Below are 26,122 nucleotides of genomic sequence, written 5' to 3'. Positions count from 1 at the left end.
CGCGACGCGCGCAGTTGGCGTGCTTGCCGCGGTTTTCGCATGTTTGGGCGTACTCTCAAACCGAGACCGAGACCGAGACCGAGACCGAGACCGAGACCGAGACCGAGACCGAGACCGAGACCGAGACCGAGACCGAGACCGAGACCGAGACCGAGACCGAGACCGAGACCGAGACCGAGACCGAGACCGAGACCGCGACCGCGACCGCGACCGCGACCGCAACCGCAACCGCAACCGCAACCGCGACCGCAACCTCGGCCACTAACCGTGCGCCGCCGCTTCGCTCGCAGGCGCGGCGGGATGCACGATCTGTTCGTCGGTCGGCAACGCCGACGCGTCCCAACCGCCGCCCAACGCCTTGACCAACGCGACGCTCGCCGCCATACGACGGCGAGCGATCGACACCGCATTCCGCTCATTGGTCAGCGCGGTGGTCTGCGCAACCACGACATCAAGATACGTGATCGCGCCGTTCTTATAGCGGTTCGACACGACCGCCAGCGAACGCTGCGCGGCGGCCACCGCGTCGTCCTGCGCGGCGGCTTCCTGTTCAAGCACGCGCAATGCGGCGAGGTTGTCCTCGACCTGACCGAACGCCGTCAGCACGGTTTGGCGGTACTGCGCGACGCTTTCGTCGTAGTGCGCACGGGCTTGCTCTTTCACCGACGCACGTCCGCCGAAGTCGAGCAGCGTACCGGCGAGTGCCGGCCCGAGCGACCACAGACGGCTCGGCGCCAACAGCCATTGGCTGTAGTTGGTCGCTTCGAGCCCACCCGTCACCGACAAAATCAGACTCGGAAAAAACGCCGCCGTCGCCACGCCGATCTGCGCGTTCATATCGGCGACGTGCCGCTCTGCCGCCGCGACGTCGGGCCGTCGTTCGAGCAACGCGGAGGGCACGCCTGCCGCCGCGACCACCGGCACTGCGGTGAGCGGTGCAACCGGCAGGGAAAAGGTCGAGGGCGTCTGGCCGATCAGGATCGCGATCGCGTGTTCGAGTTGCGCGCGCTGCACGCCGAGGTCGAGTGCTTGCGCCTGAGTGGTTTGCAACTGCGTCTGCGCCTGCGCGACGTCGGCGTCGGTGGCGATGCCGCCTGCGTAGCGGTGTTGCGTCAGATCGAGAGCTTCCTTATAGGCTTTGATCGTGTCGTCGAGAAGTTGTCGTTCCTGATCGAAACCACGCAGTTCGAAGTAGTCCGTCGCCAGTTCGGCCTGCATCGAAAGGAGCGCGGCTTGCGCGTCGGCGGCGCTCGCCTGCGCTTCGGCTTTCGCGCCTTCGACGCTGCGCGATACGCGGCCCCACAAGTCCGGTTCCCACGAAGCATCGGCTTGTACGAGGTAATCGTTCAGCGTGAGACCCGCAGTCGATTTGTGCAGCACATTCTCCGAAGTCCGCGTGCGGGAATAATCGCCGTTCGCGCTGACGATAGGGAAGAAGTTCGAGCGGTATTGCGCAACTGTCGCGCGGGCGGCGCGAAAGCGCGCCTCGGCGGCCTGCACGTTCTGGTTCGCGCTCGCGACCTGCTGCTCGAGCGCGTCGAGGGATGGGTCCGCATAGACGCTCCACCACGCGCCGCGCGTGAGCGTGTCGGCGGGTTGCGCGGGCTTCCAGCCGGTGCCTTCGAGCTCCTTGTAGGTGGCGGCAGTGGCGGCCGGCGGCTTGACGTAGTCGGGGCCGACGGTGCAAGCGGTGAGCGAGCAGGCGAACGCACCAAGCAGCGCTGCACGTGTGAGCCGTGGCGCGAAACGACGAGGCAATGCCGGCGCGCTCACAGTGTGTCCCTCACGGCGTGCAGACCGGCGACGTGCGCAGCAGGCGCGCCAACCGCGGCCGCGCCAGAAGGACCCTTTGCACCTTGGCCGACCGCGGCCGCGCCAGAAGCGCCCGTTGCACCTCCGTCAACCGCGGCCGCGCCAGAAGCGCCCGTTGCACCTTCGCCAACCGCGGCCGCGCCAGAGGCACCCGTTGCTCCCTCGGAACTCGATGCGCCCCCCGTACCACCCTCCGCTTTCCCCGGCACGATCCGCACCGGTGCGCCGTCGACGATCGAATCCTGCGGGTTCAGAATCACCTGCTCATTGCCTTGCAAGCCGGACGCGACGGCCACGCGCGTACCGAAGTCCGTCCCAAGCGAAACCGGCAGCAGCTTCACCTTGTGCTGTGGATCCACGGTCGCTACCTTGACGCCGTCCGGCCGGAACAGCAGCGCGTTGCCTGGCAGCGTAAACGGTGCCGCGCCCGCGCCCAAAGCGAAATGCACCTGCGCATAGGCGCCCGGCAGCAGATCGCCATTGCGATTGTCGACATCGACTTCGACGAGCATGGTCCGTTGTTGCGGATCGACGGCGCCCGCAGTGCGCGCCACCGTACCCGGATAGTGTTTCGACGGCGTCTCGGTCAGCGTCAGAAACGCCGTCTGCTGCGCGCGAACCTGCAGCGCATACGCTTGCGGCACGTTCACATACACGCGCAATCTGTCCGCCTGTGCGACGTGAAACAGTTCCTTCGCCGGTCCGCCGGAACTGCCCGCATCGATCAGCGCGCCGACATCGACGTTGCGGGCCGTCACGATGCCGTCGAACGGCGCGTACACCTTCTGGAACGATTGCGTTTTCTCGAGGCGCGCCACGTTGAAGCGCGCGGCATCCAGCGTGCCTTTCTTCGCGAGCATGTCGCCGACCTTCTCGTCGGTTTCCTGCTTCGAAACCGATTTGCTTTTCAGCATCTCGGTCCAACGGTCGGCGGTGCTTTTCGCGAGCGCGTAGTTGGCGTCCGCATTCGCGAGATCGGCGCGGGCGGCGCGCAGTTGATCGTCCACTTCGGGCGTGTCGATTTCCGCGAGCAACTGGCCGTTCTTCACCTTGGCACCGATGTCCGCGTACCACTTCTTCAGATAGCCGTTGGTGCGCGCGTAAATCGGCGTGTCGAGAAACGCCTGCACGTTGCCGGGCAGCACGAGGTCGAGTCCTACCGTCGACTTCTGCGGGCGCACGACTTCCACGCTCGTCTGGCTCGCATGTTCGGCATCGCGTTCGAGCGCTGCGTGCGCGTCATGGCGCGACCAGATGCCTTGTGCCGCGAGTACGGCCACCACCACGGCCACCGCCGCGATGACCCAGCGTGCGCGCTTTTGCTTCGCCGGATTGAGCGCGGTGTTGGACCCGTCTGGACGTTTTCCTTCCATCAAACTTCCCCTATCAGAACGCCTGGGCAGTCGACGCTGCCTCTCGTGTTTCGTACCGTGTGTCGTGCGCTGGCCGTCATGGCTTTTGCACCACGTGCTCGGCCGCTCGCTGACGCCGCGCGGCGAGCCGGCGATAGATCATCGAAAACACCACCGGCACGAAGATTAGCGTAGCCAACGTGCCGACCGTCAAACCGCCGATCACCGCGCGCCCGAGTGGCGCATTCTGCTCGCCCCCTTCGCCGAGACCGGTTGCCATCGGCACCATGCCGATCACCATTGCGAGGGCCGTCATCAGCACCGGACGGAAACGCGTGAAGCCCGCCTCGATCGCCGCGCGTGTCGCGTCGCCGTGTTCGAGCAGTTGTTCGCGCGCGAAACTGATCACCAGAATCGAGTTCGCGGTGGCGATGCCGATACACATGATCGCGCCGGTCAGCGCCGGAATCGACAGCGTGGTGTGCGTGAGAAACAGCATCCACACGATGCCCGCCAGCGCGCCGGGCAGTGCGGTGATGATGATGAACGGATCGAGCCACGACTGGAAATTCACCACGATCAGCAGATAGACCAGCAGGATCGCGAACACGAGACCGGCGAACAGACCCGAGAACGAATCGTTCATCGTCTGCACCTGGCCGCGCACCTCGATGCTCGAACCTTTGGGGAGATTGACCTTGCTGTCGTCGATGATCTTGCGGATGTCGTCGGATACGCCGCCGAGATCGCGGCCGTCGGCGGTGCCGAAAATGTCGATGGTGGTTTGTGCGTTGTAGTGCGTGAGTACCGCATTGCCCGCCTCGCGTTTCATCGTGGCGAGCGAGCCGAGGATATTGCTGCGGCCGTTTGCGTTCAACGGAATGTTCGCGAGCGATTGCAGCGAATCGATCGTATATTGCGGTGCTTCCGTGATCACGTTGTAGCTGACGCCGTTGCGCGGATTGAGCCAGAAGGTCGGCGTGGTCTGCTGGCTGCCGGACAGCGTGATCAGCAGATTGCTCGCGATGTCGCGTTGCGAAAAGCCTGCCTGCTGGGCGCGCGTGCGGTCCACGTCGATAAAGATGCGTGGCAGATCGGCGGGCTGCTGGATGCGCGCGTCGGCAAGACCCGGCACGGTGCGCAGGCGATTCAGCAACTGCGCGGCGAAGACGCGATTGCCGGCTACGTCACGTCCGACGATTTGAATATCGATCGGCGAGGGCATGCCGAAGTTGAGCGTCTGACTGACGATATCCGCCGGCAGGAAGGCGAACTGCACGCCGGGGAATTCGTCGGTGAGGGTTCGGCGCAGTGTGCGCACGTAGTCCGCGCTCGGATGATGATCGGGATTCAGCGTGATAAGGATGTCCGAATCCGAGGTGCCGATCGTGCCGGTGTTGCTGTATGAGAGGTTGATACCCGAGACCGGCAAGCCGATATTGTCGATGAGCGAATGCAACTCGGACGGCGGTATCAACTGACGAATTCGCGTGTCGACGCGATCGGTCACCACCGCGGTTTCCTCGACCCGCATGCCGGTTTTGGCACGCAGATGCAGCGCGATCGTGCCGGCATCGACTGCCGGGAAGAAGTCACGGCCGAGAAACGGCATCAGCAGCATCGAGGCACCACAGCAGACCAGAAACAGCGTCACGAACAGACCCGGGCGCGCCACCCGCGCTTCGAGAAACTCGCGGTAACGGTCGCGAAAGCGCGCGAAGCCGCCCTCGAATGCATAGTGCACGCGCATGAACGGATTGCGTGTTTGTGGTGGCGCGTGATGCAGGTCAGCCGGCTTGTGGTGATGGCGCAGCAGATACTTGGCGAGCGTCGGGACCAGCGTACGCGAGAAGAAGTAGGACGCCAGCATCGCGAACACCACGGCTTCGGCGAGCGGAATGAACAGATAGTGCGCGACGCCCGTCAGCAGAAACATCGGTACGAACACGATGCAGATGGATAGCGTCGACACCAAAGTAGGAATCGCGATCTGATGCGCGCCGTCGAGAATCGCCTGCTCCAGCGTCTTGCCTTGCTCCAGTTGATGGCTGATGTTTTCGATCGCCACGGTCGCGTCGTCGACCAGAATGCCGACCGCGAGCGCGAGCCCGCCCAAGGTCATGATGTTGATGGTTTCGCCGAGCATCGACAGTGCAATGATCGAGGTGACCATCGACAGCGGAATCGACACGGCGATGATCAGCGTGGCGCGCCAGTTGCCCAGGAACAGCAGAATCATCAGGCCAGTCAGGCACGCGGCGATCAGCGCCTCGCGCAGCACGCCCTGCACGGAAGCACGCACGAACAGCGACTGATCGGCGACCGGATCGATGTTCAGCGAAGCCGGCACGAGATTGCGCAGCGTCGGCATCATCTTCTTGATGCGGTCGACGATCTCGAGCGTGGACGTATTGCCGCTTTTGTTGATGGTCAGCAACGCGGCACGCTGGCCGTTCACGCGCACGATGTTGGTCTGCGGCTGGAAACCGTCGCGTACGTGAGCGACGTCGCGGATATAAACGGTGCCGTTGGCGGTGGATTTGATCGGAATGTTATTGAGGCCCGCCAGCGAATCCGGACTGCCGTTCATCTCCACCGAATATTCCGTCGAGCCGATCTTCGCCGTACCCGACGGCAGAATCAGATTCTGTGCGGTGACGGCGTTGACCACGTCCATCGGCGAGAGATTGCGCTCCTGCAGCTTGCGCGAATCGATATCGACCATGATCTGCCGCTGCTTGCCGCCATACGGCAGCGGTGCCGATGCGCCCGGCACAGTGGCGAGCTGCGTCTTCAGAAAGTTGTTGCCGAAGTCGAACAGCTCCTGCTCGGTGAGTGAAGCGGACGACAGCGCGAGGCGCAGGATCGGCACCGTCGAGGCGTTGTAGCGCAGGATATTCGGCGGCGTGATGCCGGGCGGCAACGAGCGCAGCTGCGTCTGCGACAGCGCCGTGACTTCGGCGAGCGCTTCGTCGATGTTCGCGTGCGGCTGAAAAAAGATTTTCACCACCGCGATCCCGTTCAGCGAAGTCGACTCCGTGTGCTCGATATCGTTGACCGCGGTCGACAGCCCGCGCTCGTAGTTGAGCACGATGCGCTTTTCCATCTCGTCGGCGGGCAGGCCGTTGTACGACCAGATTACCGAGAGCACCGGAATGTCGATATTCGGGAAGATGTCGGTGGGGGTGCGCAAAATCGTCAACGGACCGACGATCAGCAAAAGCAGGGCCAGCACGACAAACGTATAGGGGCGCCGCAGCGCCAGACGGACAATCCACATGGGTCAGTGCGGTCGATGAAAGCCGAAGCCGCCAGCGTGGTGCGCGCAGCGGCTAAAGAGCATGCCACGGCGGCGGCCGGTGAGCACGAGGACTGGATTAATGGGGGTGTTCTGGCGGTCCATGATTTTGATATATCGCCCCGGGTGGGTTTATGATGGTCTCGTTACGACGCTTTATGCCCAGATCATCGGCCCAGCGCGCTGTAATGGGAATAGGGCGAAACGACGGGTCGACGACCTTGAGTTCGCCCCTTTCATGGCCCCGCAACACGGGAACAATGACTCGAACCTTTCACGCGTCATACGCGCAGCAGATTGGGTGCGTACGCAACGTTATCGGCGAAGCGGCGCTTTTATCATCACCTTGACCGGCGTGGAAACCATAAAGCCGGCTATGGGAGAAACGGGGAAACATCATGCAAATCGGTTCCATTGTCCGATCGGTGCATATCGCCGTGCCGCAAGGCGCGCGCGGGATTGTCATGCGCATTCTCGGCGACATGGCCATGGTGGCCTGGTATGCCGGCGAGCCCGGCACTTCGGAGCATCTCAACACTGAACCCTTTTTCCTTGAAGATCTGATCGATACAGGCGAGCAGGTGCGCCCGTCCAGCGCGCAGGTGCATTGAAACTGATTTGTAAGTCCGTTTCATGGCTATTGAAGGTAACTGTAAGCCGCAACGTGAGCCGGCGCCCTCGTGTTTGATGGCGGCGCGGCGCACAATGCGGACATGAACGACGACATTCTCGACCCACAGGACGGCGCCGATAGCGCCGTACCTTTCGCCCGGCTCAAGCCGGAAATCGTGCTCGACGCGCTCGACAGCGTGCTCAGCAGCGTCGGCGTCTACACCGACGGACGCATGCTGCCGCTCAACAGCTACGAGAACCGCGTGTACCAGGTCGGCGTGGAAGACGGTCCGCCGGTGGTCGCCAAGTTCTACCGTCCCGAGCGTTGGACCGACGCGGCCATTCTCGAAGAACATGCCTTTGTCGCCGACCTTGCTGCGCGTGAGATACCGGCGGTGCCGGCGCGTGTTTTCGAAGGCCGCACGTTGCATACCTTCGACGGGTTCCGCTTTTCGATTTTCGAGCGCCGCGGTGGCCGCGCGCCTGATCTCGACCGGCGCGATACGCTCGAATGGCTGGGGCGATTTATTGGCCGCATCCATGCGGTGGGCCAGACGCAGAACTACACCGAGCGTCCCACACTCGACATCAACACGTTCGGCTACGAGCCGCGCGACTTCCTGCTGTCGCACAGCTTCGTGCCCGACGACGTGCGGACTGCGTGGAAAACCGTGGTGAATCTCGCACTTGAAGGCGTCGAACTCGCCTTCGAGCGTGCCGGCGAGATTCGCATGTTGCGGATGCATGGCGATTGCCATCCCAGCAATGTGTTGTGGACCGACGCGGGCCCGCATTTCGTCGACTTCGACGACAGCCGCATGGGTCCGGCGGTGCAGGATTTGTGGCTGCTGTTGCCGGGCGAGCGCGCCGAGGCTTCACGTGCGCTGGCGGATCTGCTCGCCGGTTACGAAGACTTCTGCGACTTCGAGCCGCGCGAACTGTATCTCGTCGAAGCGTTGCGCACGTTGCGGCTGATTCATTACCAGGCGTGGCTCGCGCGCCGTTGGGACGACCCGGCCTTTCCGGCGGCGTTTCCGTGGTTCAACACGCAGCGCTATTGGGAAGACCGCATTCTCGAAATGCGCGAGCAGCTCGGCGCGATGGAGGAAGGGCCGCTCTGGCCGGTTTGAGTGTTTGCGGTTCTACGGGGTTGGGTTTTCTTGATTTGGGGTGGTTGGTTGTGCTTGTTTGTCGGTGCTTTTATGGTGTTGGGCTTTGCTTGATCTGGTTGCCTGTGCGGCGCTTGTTTGTCTGTGCTTTTGTGGCGGTGGGCTTTGCTTGATCTGGTTACCTGCGTCGCGGTTTTTGTCTGTATGCCTACGGCGTTGGCCTTTCCTTGAATTGGTATTGGTCTATTAGCGTCGCCCCTGTGCGGGGCGGGCACCTACTTTTCTTTGCCTGCCGCAAAGAAAAGCAACCGTATTGGAAGTCAAGCGGGAACCTGTTCCTGGGTGCTGGATTTTCAATGTGGTCGCCAGTTCGTACAGGCGAGCGCAAACCACGCGAGTGATCGCGTTCAGGCACCGCATCCAGGCAAGGCTATACCGCCGGTTAATCCGTCGATGGGCTCCAGGGTGTTGAGTTATGGACCATGGCGTTGAGCGTCACGATGAGCTTGCGGATGCACGCGGTCATGGCCACCTTGAAGGGTTTGCCGGCTTTGCGCAGACGGTCGTAGAAGGCCCTGATCACCGGGTTGAAGCGCAGCGCGGGAATGCAGGCCATATAAAGCGCGCGCCGCACGATGGCACGACCGCCCTGAATGCGCCGCTTGCCGGTGTGCCTGCCGCTGTCGGAATTGAACGGTGCGACACCGGTGAGCGCGGCGATCTCGCGGCGGTTCAGTGAACCGAGTTGCGGCATGAATGCGATCAGCGTGGCCGCCGCACCGGGACCGATGCCGGGCACCGAGCGCAGCAGGTCCTCCTTCTGGCACCACGCGGGCGAAGCGCGCATGAACGAATCGATGTCCTTGTCGGCGACGGTGAGCTGCTGCTTGAGCCATTTGATGTGGTCATTCAGGCTTTCCTTCGCCGCGGCGTGAGCGCGCTCCAGGCGGGCCTTTTCGGCCACGAGCATGTCGATGAGCTGGGCACGGCGCAGCAGGAGTGCCTGCAGCTGCTCGGTCTGCACATCGTTGAGCGGACGCACGACGGGTTTGATGACGGCGGCGAAATGGGCGATGACGAACGCGTCGATGCGATCGGTCTTCGCCCGTTTGCCGGTGGCTTTGGCAAAGTCGCGCACCTGTCGGGGATTGACCGCGACCGCGCGCAGGCCGGCCTGGCAGAGCGCCCTGAGCACGGCGAGTTCGAGCTTGCCGGTGGCCTCCATGACGATCAGGGTGGGGTTCAGCGCGATCAGACGCTGGACCAGCTGGTCGATGGCGGCGGTTTGATTGTCGACACTGAAATGTTCGGTCGTGTCGTGGATGGCAACGTCGAGCGTGCTACCGCTGACGTCGATGCCGATATAAAGGGACGAAGAGGTCTGGTTCATCACGGTACCCATACTTGCAGGAAAATACGAGCTCGGGGCTCAGTCAACTGTTCGGGTTAAGAGGATGAAAAGGACAGTCGCTCAGGCTTTTCTGCGGGCTCGAGGCACTGTAGGCAGACGAGCTGACTGTCCGTGTGGCGACAACTGATCGGGTCGGCGCCACGGAGGGGAATATACAAGTAGGCAAAAGAAAGCGGCTCACACCGCCAGCGCATAAGCGGGTCCCCCGCACAGTCGCGGTAGTGGTGCATCTGGAATCTGTGCTCTCGCACATTTAGCGTGAGTGACAAGGCACTCATACTTCCCGCCTCGCCCTGCGTGCTCGCCGGAACGGCGATCATGCAAACCAGTAGCTTCGTTTGGCGCGGCGGGGGCCATTGGCTTCGCCTCGGCGAAATGCCGAATGAGCCAAATGAGCCGGATGAGCTGGATGAGCCATATGAACCGAATGAACCGAATGATCCGAATGAACCGACTGAGCTGATAAGCGCGAATGGAGCGCGAACGCGAAACGCAGCAATCGGTTCTGAGAAATGGGCTTCGGCGCGCGCAGCGCCGCCGGAAGTATGACGGCTGTGTCACTGACGCCGAATGTGCGAGGGCACGGATTCTAGATGCGCCACTGCCGCAACTGTGCGGGGGACCCGCTTAAGAATTAGCGGTTTGAGCCGCTTTCTCTTGCTTACTTCTCTTTGCGGCGGCAAAGAGAAGTAAGTGCCTGCCCCGCACAGGGGCGACGCTAATAGACCAATACCAAATCAAGGAAAGGCCAACGCCATAAAAGCGCAGACAACAAGCGCCGCACAGACAACCAGATCAAGAAAAGGCCAACACCGAAGGCAAACAGAAACAAGCGCCGAGCAGGCAACCAGATCAAGAAAACCCCACCGCCATAGGCAAACAAACCAACCAAAAGCGCCGCACAGGCAAAAACCACCAACTAAACACTACAAGCCGCGTCCCCAGAAGCCAAAATCTCCCGCGCGGCCTTAGCGCCCTCAACCTGTAATAAAGTCGGCAACGAAACCCCATTCTTGGCCGCCGTCACCTCGGCAAGAATCGAAACTGCAATTTCAGGCGGCGTCCGGCTGCCAATATAAATCCCAACCGGCCCATGCAGCCGGGCCAACTCCGCATCGTTCAGATCGAACTCCTTCAACCGCTCGCGCCGGGCCTGATTATTCCTTCTCGATCCCAAAGCACCCACATAAAAAGCCGGCGTCTTCAACGCCTCCATCAAAGCCAGATCATCCAGCTTGGGATCGTGCGTCAGCGCAATCACCGCGCACCGCTCGTCGAGCTTCATCTCGATCACCGTATCGTCGGGCATCGTCCGCACGATCTTCGTGCCGGGAATGGCCCACTCCTCGGTGTACTCCTCACGTGGATCGCACACGGTGACCTGATAATCGAGCCCGACCGCGATCTGGCACAGGTAGCGCGACAACTGCCCCGCGCCAATCACCAGCATCCGGTAGCGCGGGCCGTGAATCGTCAGCAGACGCTCACCGTCGAAATGCACGCCGTCTGTCGCCTGTGCGGCATTGAGCCGCACCGCACCCGTCACCATGTCGACTTCGCGTGCCATCAAACGGCCGTCCTCCACCGCATTGCACAGATCGGCAATGCCGCTCTGCGGTGTCAAAGGTTCCAGCACGAGCTGGATTGTGCCGCCGCAAGGCAAGCCGAAGCGATGTGCTTCTTCCGCTGTAATGCCGTATTTCACCGCTTCCGGGCGTGTCTGTTCGATACCCCTTTGCCGCACGCGATCGATCAGGTCGTCTTCGATGCAGCCACCCGATACTGAACCCACCACGAGCCCATCGTCACGCACCGCGAGCATCGCGCCCTCGGGACGCGGCGACGAGCCCCACGTCTTCACCACCGTCACCAGTAGCGCGCGATGTCCCTCTTCCAGCCAACGTGCGCTGGACTTCAGGACTTCGAGATCCACGCTGTCCATGATTTCTTCCTCTTCGTTCCGTCGCCGCCGGACTCAGTGTCCGCAGCCTCATTCAATTCTGTATTTTGCCCCGCCGCATCGGCGGCTGCAGCGTCGCCGTCATCCGGGGCCGTGGCGTCATCGGCGGGGCCGCTGACCTGCGCGCCGAAGCGCTTGAAAAATTCGCCCGCGATTTTGCGCGCCGCGCCGTCGACCAGCCGCGAACCGATCTGCGCGAGCTTGCCGCCGACCTGTGCGGTCGCGGTGTAGGTGAGCTTCGTGGCGGCGTCGCCCTCGGGTTCGAGCGTGACGCGCGCATTGCCCTTGCCGAAGCCCGCCGCGCCGCCCTGGCCTTCGAAAACAATCGTGTAAGTGTTCGGCGCCTCGATGTCGGTCAGCAGCATACGCCCTTTGAAGCGCGCCTTCACGGGACCGACCGATGCGCTCATCACCACCGCGTAAGCATTCTCGCCATCCGGGTCGATGCTCTCGCAGCCGGGAATGCAGGCGCGCAGAATTCCGGTGTCGTTCAGCGCATCCCACGCGCGCTGCTGCGAAACCGGCAGCGTATGGGTTTCACTCAATTCCATGGTATTGCTCCTGCGGTAGTCCTGGCGGATACGGTGAGACGAGGCGCGCGCGTGAGTTGCGCGAGATCGCGGCCGAACGCTGTCAGACTGTCCAGATTATGAACGGGACGATGCGCGTCGACATACGGCAGGATTGCCTGCACGCCGCGCGCCTTCGGAGAAAAGCCGCTGAAACGCAGCAGCGGATTGAGCCACACGATACGGTACGCGAAGCGGCGCAGGCGGGCCATTTCGGTGTCGAGCATGTCGATCGCTTCATGATCGAGACCGTCGGTGACGAGCAGCACCGTGGCTCTGCCGTTCAGCACGCGGCGTGCCCAGCGTCGGTTGAATTCGGCGAGTGCCGCACCGATTCGTGTGCCACCCGACCAATCGACGACCTGATCGGTAAGCGCCGCGATGGCCACGTCGGGATCGCGCTCGCGCAGCGCACGCGTCGCATTGGTGAGGCGCGTGCCGAACAGAAATACCTGCAGGCGCTCGCGCGATTGCAGCAGCGCGTGGCAGAAGTACAGCACCGCGCGCGAATAGCTGCTCATCGAGCCGGAGATATCGAGCAGCAAGACCAGCGGCGGCTTGCGTTCGACCGCCGCGCGATACTTCCACACCGTCCAGTCGCCGCCCGCGCGCACCGCTTGCCGCGCGCTCGCGCGCAAGTCCGCATGCGTACCGTGTGAGGCGGCCTTCAGGCGGCGCGTCGGTTCGGTGGCAAGCGGCAGACGCTGGCCGCGGATCAGATGCCGCAACGTGCGCCATTCATCAGCGGAAAGGGTTTCGAAATCGCGATGACGCAGCCGCTCTTCAGCGCTGAAGGTGACGTGCGCGTGCAATTCGTGTTGTTCGGTTTGCTGTGGCGCTTTGCGGTGTGGCGAGGGCGGCGTGCGCATGGCAAGCGCGTCCGCGAGACGGTTGTTGCGTTTGGGTGGCGGTAGCCCATCGCGGACTTTCGGCAGCAGCAGCGCGCGCAGCTTGCCTTCCCAATCCGGGTCGCGCCAGAACAGGTCGAAGGCAGCGTTGAAGAGCTCGCGTTCGTCCGGCGCACAGACCAAGAGCGTGGCGAGCGCGGCGCGCACATCGTCGCGCCGGCCGAGGTCGATCCAGTGCAACGCGGCGAGTGCATCGACGGCTTGCGCCGGCGACATCGGCAAGCCCGCGCCGCGCAGCACGCGCACAAAATGCACGACGTTGCGGGCCAATGTCGGCGTGTCGACGGAGGGAGGGGGCGAGCGCGCACTTGCGTCGTCTGTCAATGCGGGAAGGCTCGCCTATCCCGGCACCGCGAGACATTGCGCGATCTGCTCGGCATCGATGCGCGCCAGATCGTCCTGATACTTGAGCAGCACACCCAAGGTGTTCTGCACCGATTGCGGATCGAGTTCCGTCACCGACAGCGCTTCCAACGCGCGGCACCAGTCGATCGTTTCGGCGATGCCGGGCGCCTTGAACAGATCCATGCCGCGCAGCCGATGCACAAAATCGACCGCGCGCCGTTGCAATTCCGCCGACGTCTGCGGCGCGCGCGCGGCGACGATTTCCAGTTCACGATCGCGCTCGGGATAGCCGATCCATTGATACAGGCAACGGCGTTTCAACGCGTCGTGTACTTCGCGTGTGCGGTTCGACGTCATCACGACCAGCGGCGGCTGCGCCGCGCGCACCGTGCCGTATTCGGGAATCGATACCTGGAAGTCCGACAGCAATTCGAGCAGAAACGCTTCGAACGGTTCGTCGGCGCGGTCGATCTCGTCGATCAGGAGCACGCGCCGCGCGCCCGGATGATTTTCGTCGGGCATCAGCGCTTGCAGCAGCGGACGCTTCAGCAGGAATTCGCTGCGATATAGCGTGTCGTTGCCGGGCCGCTCACCAGCGGCTTCGGCCAGACGCAGCGCCATGATCTGGCGCGGGTAATCCCATTCGTAGAGCGCGCTGGCGGTGTCGAGTCCCTCGTAGCATTGCAGTCGCAGCATCGAGGTGCCGAGCATCCCTGCCGCCGCTTTGGCGAGTTCGGTCTTGCCGACGCCCGGCTCGCCTTCGACGAACAACGGCCGCTCCATACGCAGTGCGAGATACAACGCGGTGGCGAGCTCACGGCTGGCAAAGTAGCTTTGGGCAGCGAGTTGCGCGAGCGTGTCGTCGATTGAAGCGGGCTGCATGGTGTTCCTGAGTCTGCACGGTGAAACGGGCGGCGCGGCGGCGTCGGCTCGACGGGTAAGAAGATCATGACCGCAGCCGCAGCCGCAGCCGCAGCCGCAGCCGCAGCCGCAGCCACAGCCACAGCCACAGCCACAGCCACAGCCACAGCCACAGCCACAGCCACAGCCACAGCCACAGCCACAGCCACAGCCACAGCCACAGCCACAGCCACAGCCACAGCCACAGCCACAGCCACAGCCACAGCCACAGCCACAGCCACAGCCACAGCCACAGCCACAGCCACAGCCACAGCCACAGCCACAGCCACAGCCACAGCCACAGCCACAGCCACAGCCACAGCCACAGCCACAGCCACAGCCACAGCCACAGCCACAGCCACAACGGTAACGGACAGCACGGGCCGTGAACGCGGCTAACGCGCCATGCCGAGGCACGTCAGCCGCCAACCACAAGGATCGCTAACCGTTCGCCTTCGTCACCGCCCGCGCGGCCAGCACCGGAATCAAATGAGCGCGATATTCGGCGCTCGCGTGCATGTCGGTGTTCAGATTGGCATCGGACACGGTCACTGCTCGCGCGGCGTCGGGCGTGAAATTCGCCGATAGCGCGCTTTCCAGTTCCGGCACGCGAAAAACCGCGGACGCCGCGCCGGTCACCGCGACGCGCACGCCGCTAGCGAACTTCGCGACGAACACGCCGACCAACGCAAAATGCGAAGCCGGGTTGCGGAATTTCTCGTAGGCCGCGCGCTCAGGCATCGGAAATTCAACGGCGACGATCAGCTCGTCGGGCGCCAACGCGGTCTCATACATGCCGACGAAGAAATCGCCCGACGCAATGCGTCTCTTGTCCGTGACGATCGTCGCGTCCAGGGCCATTGCCGCAGCCGGATAGCAGGCGGCCGGATCGTTGTTCGCGAGCGAGCCGCCAATGGTGCCGAGCGCGCGCACCTGGCGATCGCCAATGTGCGCGGCCAGATCCGCGAGCGCCGGCAACACGCGCCGAAGCTCCGCGTGATCGGCGACGTCCGCGTGGCAAACGGCTGCGCCGATCGTCACCGTCCTGGCGTCGACGGTGAGCGCTTTGAGCGCGGGAATGCGCGTCACGTCGATGAGTTGCGAGGGCTGCGCGAGACGCAGACGCATGGTTGGCAACAGGCTTTGCCCGCCGGCGAGAAATTTCGCGTCGCTGTCAGCGGTGAGGGCTGCGGCGGCCGTTTTGGGATCCGTCGCGCGTTGATACTCGAATGAATACATGTCGAATGCTCCGCTCAGGATCTCAGTGGGCTTGCTTGGCAGGTGAATTGGCAGCGTGAATCGCGGACCACACGCGATGCGGCGTCGCCGGCATTTGCAGGTCGGTCACGCCGAGTGGCGCGAGCGCGTCGAGGATCGCGTTGATGACTGCCGGTGGCGAGCCGATCGCGCCTGCCTCGCCGCAACCTTTCACACCGAGCGGATTGTGCGTGCACGGCGTGCCCTTCACGGTTTCGACGGTGAAGTTCGGCAGATCGGACGCATGCGGCATCGCGTAGTCCATGTAGGAGCCGGACAGCAACTGGCCACTTTCGTTGTCGTACACGCAGCGTTCCAGCATCGCCTGACCGATGCCTTGAGCGAGTCCGCCGTGCACCTGGCCTTCGACGATCATCGGGTTGATCACGTTGCCGAAATCGTCGACCGCGGTGAACTGCTGGATGCGGCACACGCCCGTGTCGGGATCGACCTCGACCTCGCAGATATACGCCCCGGATGGATACGTGAAGTTGGTCGGATCGTAAAACGCGCTTTCTTCGAGACCCGGTTCGAGCACGTCGAGCGGATAGTTGTGCGGCACATACGCCGCGAGCGAGATGTCGGCGAACGCTTTGGTGCGATCGGTGCCCGCGACGCGGAACACGCCGTCCTTGAACTCGATGTCTTCCGCTGCGGCTTCGAGCAGATGCGCGGCGATTTTCTTGGCCTTGGTTTCGATCTTGTCGAGCGCCTTCATGATCGCCGAGCCGCCGACCGCAATCGAGCGCGAGCCATACGTGCCCATGCCGAACGGAATGCGGCCGGTGTCGCCGTGAACGATCTCGACGCTTTCCAGCGCAATGCCGAGCCGGTCCGCGACCACTTGCGCGAAGGTTGTTTCGTGCCCCTGGCCGTGGCTGTGCGAGCCGGTGAACACGGTGACGGAACCCGTCGGGTGCACACGAATCTGGCCGACTTCGAAGAGTCCGGCGCGTGCGCCGAGCGCGCCGGCGATGTTCGACGGCGCCAAACCGCAGGCTTCGATGTAGCACGAGTAGCCGAGGCCGCGTCGCTTGCCGTTCTTCTCCGATTCCTGCCTGCGGGCTTCGAAGCCTTTCACGTCCGCGAGTTCGAGCGAGCGTGCGAGGACGGTTTCGTAGTCGCCGGTGTCGTAAGTGAGGCCGACCGGTGTGGCATACGGAAACTCGTGGATGAAATTGCGGCGGCGGATTTCCGCGGGATTGAGTTTCATCTCGCGTGCCGCGGTTTCGACCAGGCGCTCGACCACATAGGTCGCTTCGGGACGGCCTGCGCCGCGGTAGGCATCGACCGGGACGGTGTTGGTGAAGACCGCTTTCACCTCGGCGTAGATGGCGGGCGTGGTGTACTGGCCGGCGAGCAGCGTGGCGTACAGGATGGTCGGCACGCTCGAGGCAAAGGTCGACAGATACGCGCCCATGTTGGCGATCGTATGGATGCGCATCGCGAGGAATTTGCCGTCGGCGTCCATCGCCAGTTCGGCTTTGGTCACGTGATCGCGGCCGTGCGCGTCGGACACGAAAGCTTCCGAGCGCTCGGCGGTCCATTTGACCGGACGACGAATCTTCTTCGATGCCCACGTCAGCGCGACATCTTCGGCGTACAGGAAAATCTTCGACCCGAAGCCGCCGCCGACATCCGGCGCGATGACGCGCAGTTTCGATTCCGGCAGCGACAACACGAACGCGGCCATCAACAGGCGTTCCACGTGCGGATTCTGGTTCGCGACGTAGAGCGTATAGCTCTCGTCCTGCACCGAATAGCTCGCGTTGACCGCGCGCGGCTCGATGGCGTTCGGGATCAGGCGGTTATTGACGATGTCGAGCGTGGTGACGTGCGCGGCTTTGGCGAAGGCGGCGTCGGTCGCGGCTTTGTCACCGTGGCCCCAGTTGTAGCAGACGTTGTCCGGCACTTCATCGTGAACCGCGGCCTGGCCTGGATCGGCCGCGTGGGCGGTGTCGACCACGGCTGGCAGCACGTCGTAATCGACCTCGATCAGTTCGGCGGCGTCTTTGGCGGCTTTGATCGAATCGGCGATGACGAGCGCGACCTGATCGCCGACGTGGCGCACTTTCGTATGCGCAATGATCGGATGGGGCGGCTCGTTCATCGGCTTGCCATCGGTACTGTGGATCAGCCAGCCGCACGGCAGGCCGCCGACGTTGTCAGCGGCCATGTCCGCGCCAGTGAAGATCGCGATCACGCCGGGCGACTGTTTGGCCGCGGCGGTATCGATGCTGTTGATTTTTGCGTGCGCGTGCGGCGAGCGCAGGAAAACCGCGTAGGTTTGCTGCGGCAGGACGATGTCGTCGGTGTACTGACCGTTGCCGGTGAGGAACCGATAGTCTTCCTTACGTTCGACGGAGGCGCCGATCAGGTGATGGGTTTCGGGTGCGTTCATCGTCGTCTCCTCAGGCGGTAACTGGCGCGGTGGCTGCGGCCGGGGTCGCGGGGGCGCTGGCCGTGCCGGAGGATTTCATGCCTTCGGCGCCTTCGAGAACGGCTTTGACGATGTTGTGATATCCCGTGCAGCGGCACAGGTTGCCGTCGAGTTGGGCGCGCACGTCGTCGCCGGTGAGATTGGGCTGACGTTCGACGAGCGAGACCGCGCTCATGACCATGCCGGGCGTACAGAAGCCGCACTGCAGGCCGTGGCAGTGTTTGAAGGCGGCTTGCATCGGGTGCAGGGCGCCGTCTTTGGCGAGTCCTTCGATGGTGGTGATGTTTGTGCCTTCGGCCTGGACTGCGAGGATGTTGCAGGATTTGATCGCGCGGCCGTTCAGGTGGATGGTGCACGCGCCGCACTGGGCGGTGTCGCAGCCGATGTGCGTGCCTGTGAGGCGAAGTTGGTCGCGCAGGAACTGGACAAGCAGGGTGCCAGGGTCGATTGAGGCGCTGATGGGCGCGCCGTTCACCGTCAGACTGATGCTGATCGCCATGAAGTTGTCTCCTTATGGGGTGAGACCGGACCTTTTTCTTGCCTTCGGCTGCCTGTTCGTGAGGTCCGATGAGGGTGATGCTGGTTTGCGGCTTTTTTATGGGTCTGCCGAAAAGTAAAGCACAAATTGGTTGGGGGCGCTATTGGGTTGTGCCTACGGCGTTGGGGTTTGGTTGGTGTTTTGCCTGCTCGGCGCTTGTTTGTCTGTGCTTTTGTGGCGGTGGGCTTTGCTTGATCTGGTTGCCTGTGCGGCGCTTGTTTGTCTGTGCTTTTATGGCGTTGGCCTTTCCTTGATTTGGTATCGGTCTATTAGCGTCGCCCCTGTGCGGGGCGGGCACCTACTTTTCTTTGCCTGCCGCAAAGAAAAGTAGGCAAAAGAAAGCGGCTCAAACCGTTAATTCTTAAGCGGGTCCCCCGCGCAGTCGCGGTAGTGGTGCATCTGGAATCTGTGCTCCCGCACATTCAGCGTGAGTGACAAGGCACTCATACTTCCCGCCTCGCCCTGCGTGCTCGCCGGAAGGGCGATCATGCAAACCAGTGACTTTGTTCGGGCGTGGTGGGGACCATCAGCTTCGCCTCGGCGAAATGCCAGATGAGCCAAATGAGCCAAATGAGCCAAATGAGCCAAATGAGCCGGATGAGCCGGATGAGCCGGATGAGCCGGATGAGCCGGATGAGCCAAATGAGCCAAATGAGCCAAATGAGCCAAATGAGCCAAATGAGTCAAATGAGCCAAATGAGTCAAATGAGCCAAATGAGCCAAATGAGTCAAATGAGCCGAATAAGCCGAATAAGCCGAATAAGCCGAATAAGCCGAATAAGCCGAATGATCCGAATGAGCCGAATGAGCCGAATGAGCCGAATAAGCCGAATAAGCCGAATAAGCCGAATGAGCCGAATGAGCCGAATGAGCCGAATAAGCCAATAGGCCAATAGGCAAATAGGTCAAATAGGTCAAATAGGTCAAATAAGCCAAATAAGCCAAATAAGCCAAATAAGCCAAATAAGCGAGAACAGACTAAGCTGGTAAGCGCGAATGGAGTGTGAATGGAGCGTGAACGCGAGACGCGGCAATTGGTTTTGAGAAATGCGCTTCGGCGCGCGCAGCGTCGCCGGAAGTATGATGGCTGTGTCACTGGGGCTGAATGTGCGAGGGCACGGATTCCAGATGCACCACTACCGTAGCTGTGCGGGGGACCCGCTTAAGAGTTAGCGGTGTGAGCCGCTTTCTTTTGCCTACTTTTCTTTGCGGCAGGCAAAGAAAAGTAGGTGCCTGCCCCGCACAGGGGCGACGCTAATAGACCAATAACAATTCAAGGAAAGGCCAAAAATTCAAATCAAGGAAAGGCCAAAAGCCAGATCAAGGAAAGGCCAAAAATTCAAATCAAGAAAAGGCCAAAAAGCCAAACCAAGAAAAGGCCAACACCATAAAAGCACAGACAAACAAGCGCGACTCGCCAACCCAAATCAAGGAAAGCCCCACGCCGGAGGCAAACCAAGAACAAGCGCCGCGCAGGCAAAAAAACCAACTTTTTATTTATTTCGCCAACTTCGAATGCCTCCGCGAATACCCAAAATAAATAACCATCCCAATGAGCAACCAAACCGCAAACGCCACCCAGGTCACCGCCTGAAGATTAACCATCAAAAACAGACAAGAGGCGACAGCCAACACCGGCAGCACCGGCACGCCAGGGCACCGAAACGCCCGCGGCAACTCAGGATGCGTCTTCCGCAAAACCAGAACCGCAATCGACACCATCGAAAACGCGGCCAATGTGCCGATATTGATCAACTCAGCCAGCACATTCAACGGCACCAGCGCGCCAATCAACCCGAAGAAAATCCCCACGAGCCACGTCGTGAAGAACGGCGTAGCAAACTTCGGATGCACACGGGAAAGCCGGGCAGGCAACAACCCATCCCGTGACATCGCGAAAATCACACGCGTCTGACCATATGCCATCACCAGAATCACCGTCAGCATGCCCAGCACCGCGCCCAGGTCGATAAAGCCCGCGACCCACTTCTGATCCGCCACCTGCAACGCATACGACACCGGATGCGAAATATTCGCGAACTGCGCCGACGGCACGATACCGGTAACCACGGCCGCCACGGCCACGTACAGCACCGCGCACACTCCCAGCGACGCAATGATCCCAATCGGCAAATCGCGCTTAGGGTTCTTCACCTCTTCCGCCGCGGAAGACACCGAATCGAAACCGATAAACGCGAAGAACATCACCGCCGCCGCGCCGAACACGCCGTTCCAGCCGTTCGGCATGAACGGATGCCAGTTCGCCGGCGTCACATGGAAAACACCCACGCCGATCACCAGCAGCACCACGGTCACCTTGATCGCCACCATGATGTTGTTGATCCGCGCGGATTCACGCACGCCGAGCGACAACAAGGCGGTGATCGCCATCATGACCAGGAAAGCAGGCAGGTTGAACAAGGTCTCGTGCCCCGGCAAGGCGCCCGGTGCCGCCGTCAGCGCAACCGGCAAGCTCACGCCGAAGCCCGACAGCAGCGATTGCAGATAGCCCGACCAACCGACCGATACCGCCGAAGTTGCCAGCCCATACTCCAGCATCAAGTCCCAGCCGATGATCCACGCGGCCAGTTCGCCGAGCGTCGCGTACGAATACGTGTAGATGGATCCGGCGACCGGAATGGTCGACGCGAACTCGGCTTAGCAGGCTGCGGAAATACCGACGCCGATGAGTCAGCGGATGAGACGACTGAAACGTTATTGTGATGAAGCCCTAACCCTGAGAGATGATGCGCGGCGCCGATACCTTCACCGAGAGCCTGTTCACGATGCGCAAGCTGGAAGACTTTGTTCCTGCGAGTCACCCGCTGCGCGCGATTCGCAAGATGGCCAATGCTGCGCTGGCGAAGATGGAGCCGTTGTTTACCCGCATGTATGAGGCCGACATCAAGGGCGGGCGGCCCAGCATTGCGCCGGAGAAACTGCTGCGGGCGATGCTGTTGCAAGTGCTCTACAGCGTGCGCTCCGAGCGACAGTTGATGGAGCAGGTCCAATATAACCTGCTGTTTCGCTGGTTCATTGGGCTGTCGATGGACGATAGCGTATGGGTGCCGACCGTGTTCACCAAGAACCGGGAACGACTGATTAAACATGACGCGGTCATCGAGTTCTTCAATGAGGTGCTGGCCATTGCACAGCAGAAGGCCTGGCTATCAGGCGAACACTTCAGCGTTGACGGTACGCTGATCCAGGCCTGGGCCGGCCATAAGAGCTTTGTGCGCCGTGACGATGACGACCAAGCCAATGGCGATGGGGGCAACTTCAAAGGCGAGAAGCGCAGCAACGACACCCATGAGTCGAAGACCGATGTTGATGCGCGACTCTATCGTAAAGGCGGCACGGCCAGTGAATTGCGCTACATGGGCCATACCTTGAGCGACAACCGCCACGGTCTGGTGGCCAACGCCGTGGTGACGATCGCTGATGGTTATGCCGAGCGCGAAGCTGCGCGGGTCATGATTAACGATGCCAGACAGGCGCTCGATGACCCGGCGCATGAGATCACGCTCGGAGCTGACAAGGGTTACGATGCCCAGGACTTCGTGCAAGCTTGTGTGGACATGAAGGTCACGCCGCATGTGGCGCAGAACAAGTCGGGACGCCATTCGGCGGTGCCGGAGGCGATTGCGCAAAGTGTGGGCTACGCCATCTCGCAGCAAAAGCGCAAACTGATCGAGCAGGGATTCGGCTGGGCCAAGACCGTTGGGGGCATGCGTCAGGTGATGGTGCGCGGCCTGAAGAAAGTGGATCAGATGTTTGTGCTGACGATGGCGGCGTACAACCTGGTTCGTATGCGCACCTTGGGACAAATCCGTGCGCAGGAGGCGCAATAAGCTAAATCGGGGCTAAAAACGGCACCGACTAGCCACCAGAGACGGGATCGGCCAATCAATTCCCCGGATGGTGGAAAAAACGACTCCGGCTTCCCCTTCGGGAGGAAAGCCGCTCGTGATTGCTTCGGGTATTTCCGCAGCCTGATAGGCGAGCGCCGCGAACCCGCAGGCAACCGCTGCAATCAGGAACGAGACCATCAGTGCTGGGCCGGCCTGAACGGCGCCCGTGCCGGTCAGCACGAAAATGCCGGTGCCGATAATGGCGCCGACGCCGAGGAAAGTCAGATCGAGCGCGCCGAGCGCTTTCTTCAGGCTGGCGTTCTGAGCGCTCGCGGCGATCATGTGCTCGACGCTCTTTTTGCGAAACAGGGACATTGGCGGTAGGTCTCCAGTAGTGCACGCATCTTGCGCGCCGAATGTCGGGGAAACCCTGGATTTTAACCTCTGCACCATTTTGGGACGGTGTTTTCACCGTTGCTGGGGAAGGCGGAGCAGGTCTGGCTGAAGCACGCGGGGCGTGACGTTTTGCCTGAGCACGAGAAACGGCCGCAAAGCCTTCGATCTCGACTTGCGTGCCCGCATCGAGATGCGTCGCCGCGAATCAGACAGTTATCCGCGGGACTGAGCAAGATCAGGCGTGGTTCGCTGCGCGCCCCAAATCGGGGAAGTCGCTCTCCTGCAATCCCGGGGTAGGCAATCGCGCGCTATTGAGCAATCACGCAAAGAGAACGTCAGCCGGCCATCGCCGGATTCAGATCGACGAGACGGTTGCTCATCACATAGAACGTCAGTTCGGCGTTATTGCGTAGCTTCATTTTCTCGAGCAGTCGCGTGCGGTACACGCTGACCGTCTTCACCGATAGCGATAGCGCCATGGCGATGTCCGTCAGTCGCTTGCCGGATGCGAGCATGCATAGCGTCTGGTATTCGCGGTCGGAGAGCTTTTCGTGCGGCAACTGTTCGCCGTCGAAGGAGACATAGTCCGCGAGCGCTTCGGCCATGGCCGGGCTGACGTATTTGCGCCCCGCCGCAACCTGCTGGATCGCGCCGATCATCTGCGCGGCGTCGACGGTTTTCGACAGGTAGCCGACGGCGCCGGCCTTCAGCGCGCGCACGGCGTACTGGTCCTCGCGGTACATCGAGAACATCAGCACGGCCACGCGCGGCGCTTTGCGCTTCAGACGCTTGAGCACTTCGACGCCATTCATGTCGGGCAGTGAAATGTCGAGCAGCACCACGTCGTAACTGTGTTGGGCGACGGCTTCGAGCGCTTCGGCGCCGCTTTGCGCCTCGGTCACCTCGCGCGCCACGCCGCGGTCGAGCAGCAACTGGCGGACGCCCTGGCGAACCACCGCGTGGTCGTCGACGAGCAGGATGCGCAAGCTCATGGCGTCGTGCTCACGATTGCGGCGCCCGACGCCTGGCGCCCGGCGCGAGGGCCAGCATCGCATCCCATGCAAAGCGTGCTCGCACGGTCGTGCCGTGCGGCACTTTGCCGCCGTCGCCACGGGATGGGGCGCGCCGCCGGGCGCTGATCCGCAGCGTGCCGTCGAAGGCGGCGCAGCGCGCCTGCATGCCGCTCAGGCCGAAATGGCCACGACGGCTGCGGGCGTTGCGCGTCACGCCGATGCCGTCGTCGCTGACAATCAGCGTCAGGTGACGGCGGCCGGCTTCGATGCGCACGTCGGCGGATTCGGCGCGGGCGTGCTTGGCAATATTGTTCAGCGCTTCCTGGGCGACCCGGAACACGGCCAGCGCCGCGTCGGCGGGCAGACGGGTGAGGCGCACATCGGCGGCGCAGACGAAACTCGTGCGCAGGTTGGTGCGCGCGGCGAAATCGCCGGTCCATTGCGACAGCGCCCCGACGATGCCCGCTTCGAGCGACGGTGCATGCAATTCCGCGACGGCCTGACGGCTCGCGGCGCACACGGCGTCGAGCGAACGATTCGCAACGGCGAGCGCGGCGGCGCACTGCGGCGGCGCATCGGCGGGCAGCCAGGTTTCGACACCGGCAAGCGCGAAGCGCGTCGCGGTCAACTCGGCGCCCACGCCGTCGTGCAACTCGCGCGCCACATGACGGCAGGCAGCTTCCTGCGCCTGAACGAGTTCGGTAGACAGTTCGCGCACGCGAGCGCGCAGTTGCGCGAGCTCCCGCTCAGCAGCGGATTGCGGCGTGGTATAGGCAGGAGTGGGCGGATTGTGGCTGCTGAACGGGACGACAGTCGACGTATCCATGACTTTCCCTCTCACTCAGGAAGCAGTGTGGACGGCGAAACGGTTGCGCATCGGCGCGGCGCGAAGACAAAAGAACGCATGCGAGTCTTGGCCTCCAGTGATGTGCTTGACGCGTTGTGCGCGCGACGGACAAATCGCTACAGCATGACGTAACGAAATTTACATTCAGTAACAACTCAATCGCCCATGACGGACATGTCAAACAACTGTTCGTGCGCCGCGATGATATCTGAAAAAAAGAATGAATGCAGGCGCACCAAGGGTTGGCGCCTATATTTCATGCAATGGTCGAGGGTGGGCAAGGGCGAATTTGTAGGAAGAATACTGACGCCAAATGTTAGAACAACGGCGCCGATTTGTAACTGACAATAAAAAAGGAGCCCCGAAGGCTCCTTTTCTGCTGACCAGGCGGCGCGAGCCGCTCAATCCGGACGTCCGTTTAACCCACGAACGCCTTTTCGACCACGTAGTGACCCGGCGCGTTGTTGCTGCCTTCCTGGAAGCCCAGGTCGTCGAGCAGCTTGCGCGTGTCGCGCAGCATGTGCGGGCTGCCGCACAGCATCACACGGTCGTCTTCGAGCGAGAAGCCCGGCACGCCGAGGTCGGCGAACAGCTTTTCGGTTTCGATCAGTTCGGTGATGCGGCCGCGGTTCTGGAACGCTTCACGCGTCACGGTCGGGTAATACAGCAGCTTTTCCTGCACCAGCTCGCCCAGATGCTCGTGCGCCGGCAGGTGATCCGTGATGTATTCCTTGTACGCCAGCTCGTCGACGAAACGGCAGGTGTGCGTCAGGACCACGCGCTCATAGCGGTCGTAAATGTCCGGATCTTTGATGATCGACATGAACGGTGCGAGACCCGTGCCGGTGGACAGCAGCCACAGCGTCTTGCCGGGCAGCAGGTTGTCGGCCATCAGCGTGCCGACCGGCTTCTTGCCGATCAGGACTTCGTCACCGACCTTCAGATGCTGCAGGCGCGACGTGAGCGGGCCGTCCTGCACCTTGATGCTCAGGAATTCGAGGTGCTCTTCGTAGTTCGCACTCGCGAGGCTGTAGGCGCGGATCAGCGGCTTGCCGTCGACTTCGAGGCCCACCATCGTGAACTGGCCGTTTTCGAAGCGGAACGACGGGTCGCGCGTGCAGGTGAAGCTGAAAAGCGTATCGGTCCAGTGATGGACGCTCAGGACGGTTTGTGAATTCAGGTTGCTCATGGCTTCTTGGATAGTGCGAAAACAAAGGCGGCCAGTCGTTTTAGCCGGCCGGCACGGCAAGGGCGATGCTGCGCTAACCCGAGGTCGGGAATCACGCGCAATCCGCTATTTTACCGCGCCCGTTGCCCGAGGGCTGCGGCGCGGTGGTTGAGCGTGGTGAAGCGGGTTACCGGACCTGGAAGCGTTGGCGCCGATGTCGGTACGAGCGGCGCCGCGAAGTACGTTGGCGGGGCTGCAGCCGCGCTTTAACCAGGGTTCGGCGATGGGCGAAAGCCGCGCAGGGCGGCTGCCATCGGCTGTCCGGCATGCGCCGGA

21 protein-coding genes and 2 pseudogenes are annotated in these 26,122 nt (G+C 62.2%); 5 read left to right on the top strand and 18 right to left on the bottom strand.

Annotated elements, in window-relative coordinates; all coding sequences use genetic code 11:
- Nucleotides 1-55: 55 nt before the first annotated feature.
- From P0D84_RS19855 to P0D84_RS19840, 4 genes are all read right to left on the bottom strand, one after another.
- The gene (locus P0D84_RS19855; RefSeq protein ID WP_408339156.1) at nucleotides 56-262 is read right to left on the bottom strand and encodes a hypothetical protein; all 207 of its coding nucleotides are present in this window, start codon (nucleotides 260-262) and stop codon (nucleotides 56-58) included.
- A complete protein-coding gene (locus P0D84_RS19850; protein WP_408339904.1) occupies nucleotides 262-1,758 on the bottom strand; it encodes an efflux transporter outer membrane subunit in 1,497 nt (498 codons plus the stop codon). The genes P0D84_RS19855 and P0D84_RS19850 overlap by 1 nt, the downstream gene beginning before the upstream one ends.
- Before the next feature lie 11 nt (nucleotides 1,759-1,769).
- On the bottom strand, nucleotides 1,770-3,185 hold the full coding sequence (locus tag P0D84_RS19845; protein ID WP_408339154.1) for an efflux RND transporter periplasmic adaptor subunit: 1,416 nt from the start codon (nucleotides 3,183-3,185) through the stop codon (nucleotides 1,770-1,772).
- A 76-nt stretch (nucleotides 3,186-3,261) separates the two neighbouring features.
- Complete coding sequence (locus P0D84_RS19840; RefSeq protein WP_408339152.1) at nucleotides 3,262-6,444, bottom strand: efflux RND transporter permease subunit; 3,183 nt, start codon at nucleotides 6,442-6,444, stop codon at nucleotides 3,262-3,264.
- A 15-nt stretch (nucleotides 6,445-6,459) separates the two neighbouring features.
- Here P0D84_RS19840 and P0D84_RS19835 point away from each other — a divergent pair, with 15 nt between their 5' ends.
- The 3 genes from P0D84_RS19835 to P0D84_RS19825 all read left to right on the top strand — a co-directional run bounded on the left by P0D84_RS19835 (nucleotide 6,460) and on the right by P0D84_RS19825 (nucleotide 8,204).
- On the top strand, nucleotides 6,460-6,600 hold the full coding sequence (locus P0D84_RS19835) for a hypothetical protein (protein WP_408339150.1): 141 nt from the start codon (nucleotides 6,460-6,462) through the stop codon (nucleotides 6,598-6,600).
- A 260-nt stretch (nucleotides 6,601-6,860) separates the two neighbouring features.
- Nucleotides 6,861-7,073 carry a hypothetical protein gene (locus P0D84_RS19830; RefSeq protein ID WP_035554043.1) on the top strand — a complete coding sequence of 71 codons (213 nt, stop codon included), beginning with the start codon at nucleotides 6,861-6,863 and terminating at the stop codon, nucleotides 7,071-7,073.
- Between the two features lie 102 nt (nucleotides 7,074-7,175).
- Nucleotides 7,176-8,204: a serine/threonine protein kinase gene (locus P0D84_RS19825; protein WP_408339148.1), complete on the top strand. Its 1,029-nt coding sequence runs from the start codon at nucleotides 7,176-7,178 to the stop codon at nucleotides 8,202-8,204.
- A 421-nt stretch (nucleotides 8,205-8,625) separates the two neighbouring features.
- Here the strand turns inward: P0D84_RS19825 and P0D84_RS19820 are convergent, their stop codons facing one another.
- The 9 genes from P0D84_RS19820 to P0D84_RS19780 form a co-directional block, all read right to left on the bottom strand.
- Nucleotides 8,626-9,573 carry an IS110 family RNA-guided transposase gene (locus P0D84_RS19820; protein WP_408333819.1) on the bottom strand — a complete coding sequence of 316 codons (948 nt, stop codon included), beginning with the start codon at nucleotides 9,571-9,573 and terminating at the stop codon, nucleotides 8,626-8,628.
- Nucleotides 9,574-10,513: 940 nt separating this feature from the next.
- Entirely contained in the window at nucleotides 10,514-11,536 is a 1,023-nt protein-coding gene (locus P0D84_RS19815; RefSeq protein WP_408339146.1) for an XdhC family protein, read from the bottom strand.
- The gene (locus P0D84_RS19810) at nucleotides 11,509-12,105 is read right to left on the bottom strand and encodes an SRPBCC family protein (protein WP_408339144.1); all 597 of its coding nucleotides are present in this window, start codon (nucleotides 12,103-12,105) and stop codon (nucleotides 11,509-11,511) included. The genes P0D84_RS19815 and P0D84_RS19810 overlap by 28 nt, the downstream gene beginning before the upstream one ends.
- Nucleotides 12,096-13,355, bottom strand: coding sequence for a vWA domain-containing protein (locus P0D84_RS19805; RefSeq protein WP_408339142.1), 1,260 nt, complete (start codon nucleotides 13,353-13,355; stop codon nucleotides 12,096-12,098). Before P0D84_RS19805 ends, P0D84_RS19810 begins: the two co-directional genes overlap by 10 nt.
- A 15-nt stretch (nucleotides 13,356-13,370) precedes the next feature.
- On the bottom strand, nucleotides 13,371-14,258 hold the full coding sequence (locus tag P0D84_RS19800; RefSeq protein ID WP_408339140.1) for an AAA family ATPase: 888 nt from the start codon (nucleotides 14,256-14,258) through the stop codon (nucleotides 13,371-13,373).
- Between the two features lie 64 nt (nucleotides 14,259-14,322).
- The gene (locus P0D84_RS19795) at nucleotides 14,323-14,640 is read right to left on the bottom strand and encodes a hypothetical protein (RefSeq protein WP_408339138.1); all 318 of its coding nucleotides are present in this window, start codon (nucleotides 14,638-14,640) and stop codon (nucleotides 14,323-14,325) included.
- Nucleotides 14,641-14,717: 77 nt separating this feature from the next.
- Nucleotides 14,718-15,515, bottom strand: coding sequence for an FAD binding domain-containing protein (locus tag P0D84_RS19790; protein WP_408339136.1), 798 nt, complete (start codon nucleotides 15,513-15,515; stop codon nucleotides 14,718-14,720).
- A 22-nt stretch (nucleotides 15,516-15,537) separates the two neighbouring features.
- A complete protein-coding gene (locus P0D84_RS19785; protein WP_408339134.1) occupies nucleotides 15,538-17,934 on the bottom strand; it encodes a xanthine dehydrogenase family protein molybdopterin-binding subunit in 2,397 nt (798 codons plus the stop codon).
- 10 nt (nucleotides 17,935-17,944) lie between these two features.
- Nucleotides 17,945-18,472, bottom strand: a complete 528-nt coding sequence (locus P0D84_RS19780) for a (2Fe-2S)-binding protein (RefSeq protein ID WP_408339132.1) — start codon at nucleotides 18,470-18,472, stop codon at nucleotides 17,945-17,947.
- A gap of 584 nt (nucleotides 18,473-19,056) precedes the next feature.
- On the opposite strand from P0D84_RS19780, the gene P0D84_RS19775 reads away from it, so the two are divergent.
- Entirely contained in the window at nucleotides 19,057-19,407 is a 351-nt protein-coding gene (locus tag P0D84_RS19775) for a hypothetical protein (RefSeq protein ID WP_408339130.1), read from the top strand.
- A gap of 601 nt (nucleotides 19,408-20,008) precedes the next feature.
- Here the strand turns inward: P0D84_RS19775 and P0D84_RS19770 are convergent.
- Nucleotides 20,009-21,169: pseudogene (locus P0D84_RS19770) on the bottom strand (amino acid permease); the annotation flags it as partial.
- Nucleotides 21,170-21,258: 89 nt separating this feature from the next.
- Between P0D84_RS19770 and P0D84_RS19765 the strand changes: the two are divergent.
- A complete protein-coding gene (locus tag P0D84_RS19765; protein WP_408339128.1) occupies nucleotides 21,259-22,362 on the top strand; it encodes an IS5 family transposase in 1,104 nt (367 codons plus the stop codon).
- Nucleotides 22,363-22,482: 120 nt separating this feature from the next.
- Here the strand turns inward: P0D84_RS19765 and P0D84_RS19760 are convergent.
- The 4 genes and pseudogenes from P0D84_RS19760 to P0D84_RS19745 form a co-directional block, all read right to left on the bottom strand.
- Nucleotides 22,483-22,737 (bottom strand): annotated as a pseudogene (locus P0D84_RS19760) (amino acid permease); the annotation flags it as partial.
- 356 nt (nucleotides 22,738-23,093) lie between these two features.
- Nucleotides 23,094-23,750, bottom strand: coding sequence for a response regulator transcription factor RqpR (gene rqpR, locus P0D84_RS19755; RefSeq protein WP_323043195.1), 657 nt, complete (start codon nucleotides 23,748-23,750; stop codon nucleotides 23,094-23,096).
- A gap of 10 nt (nucleotides 23,751-23,760) precedes the next feature.
- On the bottom strand, nucleotides 23,761-24,597 hold the full coding sequence (locus tag P0D84_RS19750) for a sensor histidine kinase (protein WP_408339125.1): 837 nt from the start codon (nucleotides 24,595-24,597) through the stop codon (nucleotides 23,761-23,763).
- Nucleotides 24,598-25,036: 439 nt separating this feature from the next.
- Nucleotides 25,037-25,807 carry a ferredoxin--NADP reductase gene (locus P0D84_RS19745; RefSeq protein WP_074285705.1) on the bottom strand — a complete coding sequence of 257 codons (771 nt, stop codon included), beginning with the start codon at nucleotides 25,805-25,807 and terminating at the stop codon, nucleotides 25,037-25,039.
- Nucleotides 25,808-26,122 lie beyond the last annotated feature (315 nt).

This window comes from Paraburkholderia sp. RL17-337-BIB-A (assembly GCF_046025895.1).
Lineage (GTDB): Bacteria > Pseudomonadota > Gammaproteobacteria > Burkholderiales > Burkholderiaceae > Paraburkholderia > Paraburkholderia fungorum_C.
This window is presented reverse-complemented; position numbering and strand designations above follow the sequence as displayed.

Coding starts and splice junctions, on each gene's coding strand:
- P0D84_RS19845 (WP_408339154.1), bottom strand. CDS start 3,185: ATGGAAGGAAAACGTCCAGACGGGTCCAACACCGCGCTCAATCCGGCG.
- P0D84_RS19810 (WP_408339144.1), bottom strand. CDS start 12,105: ATGGAATTGAGTGAAACCCATACGCTGCCGGTTTCGCAGCAGCGCGCG.
- P0D84_RS19780 (WP_408339132.1), bottom strand. CDS start 18,472: ATGGCGATCAGCATCAGTCTGACGGTGAACGGCGCGCCCATCAGCGCC.
- P0D84_RS19775 (WP_408339130.1), top strand. CDS start 19,057: ATGCCAGATGAGCCAAATGAGCCAAATGAGCCAAATGAGCCAAATGAG.
- P0D84_RS19750 (WP_408339125.1), bottom strand. CDS start 24,597: ATGGATACGTCGACTGTCGTCCCGTTCAGCAGCCACAATCCGCCCACT.
- P0D84_RS19815 (WP_408339146.1), bottom strand. CDS start 11,536: ATGGACAGCGTGGATCTCGAAGTCCTGAAGTCCAGCGCACGTTGGCTG.
- P0D84_RS19820 (WP_408333819.1), bottom strand. CDS start 9,573: ATGAACCAGACCTCTTCGTCCCTTTATATCGGCATCGACGTCAGCGGT.
- P0D84_RS19785 (WP_408339134.1), bottom strand. CDS start 17,934: ATGAACGCACCCGAAACCCATCACCTGATCGGCGCCTCCGTCGAACGT.
- P0D84_RS19840 (WP_408339152.1), bottom strand. CDS start 6,444: ATGTGGATTGTCCGTCTGGCGCTGCGGCGCCCCTATACGTTTGTCGTG.
- P0D84_RS19825 (WP_408339148.1), top strand. CDS start 7,176: ATGAACGACGACATTCTCGACCCACAGGACGGCGCCGATAGCGCCGTA.
- rqpR (WP_323043195.1), bottom strand. CDS start 23,750: ATGAGCTTGCGCATCCTGCTCGTCGACGACCACGCGGTGGTTCGCCAG.
- P0D84_RS19790 (WP_408339136.1), bottom strand. CDS start 15,515: ATGTATTCATTCGAGTATCAACGCGCGACGGATCCCAAAACGGCCGCC.
- P0D84_RS19765 (WP_408339128.1), top strand. CDS start 21,259: ATGCGCGGCGCCGATACCTTCACCGAGAGCCTGTTCACGATGCGCAAG.
- P0D84_RS19745 (WP_074285705.1), bottom strand. CDS start 25,807: ATGAGCAACCTGAATTCACAAACCGTCCTGAGCGTCCATCACTGGACC.
- P0D84_RS19800 (WP_408339140.1), bottom strand. CDS start 14,258: ATGCAGCCCGCTTCAATCGACGACACGCTCGCGCAACTCGCTGCCCAA.
- P0D84_RS19835 (WP_408339150.1), top strand. CDS start 6,460: ATGAAAGCCGAAGCCGCCAGCGTGGTGCGCGCAGCGGCTAAAGAGCAT.
- P0D84_RS19830 (WP_035554043.1), top strand. CDS start 6,861: ATGCAAATCGGTTCCATTGTCCGATCGGTGCATATCGCCGTGCCGCAA.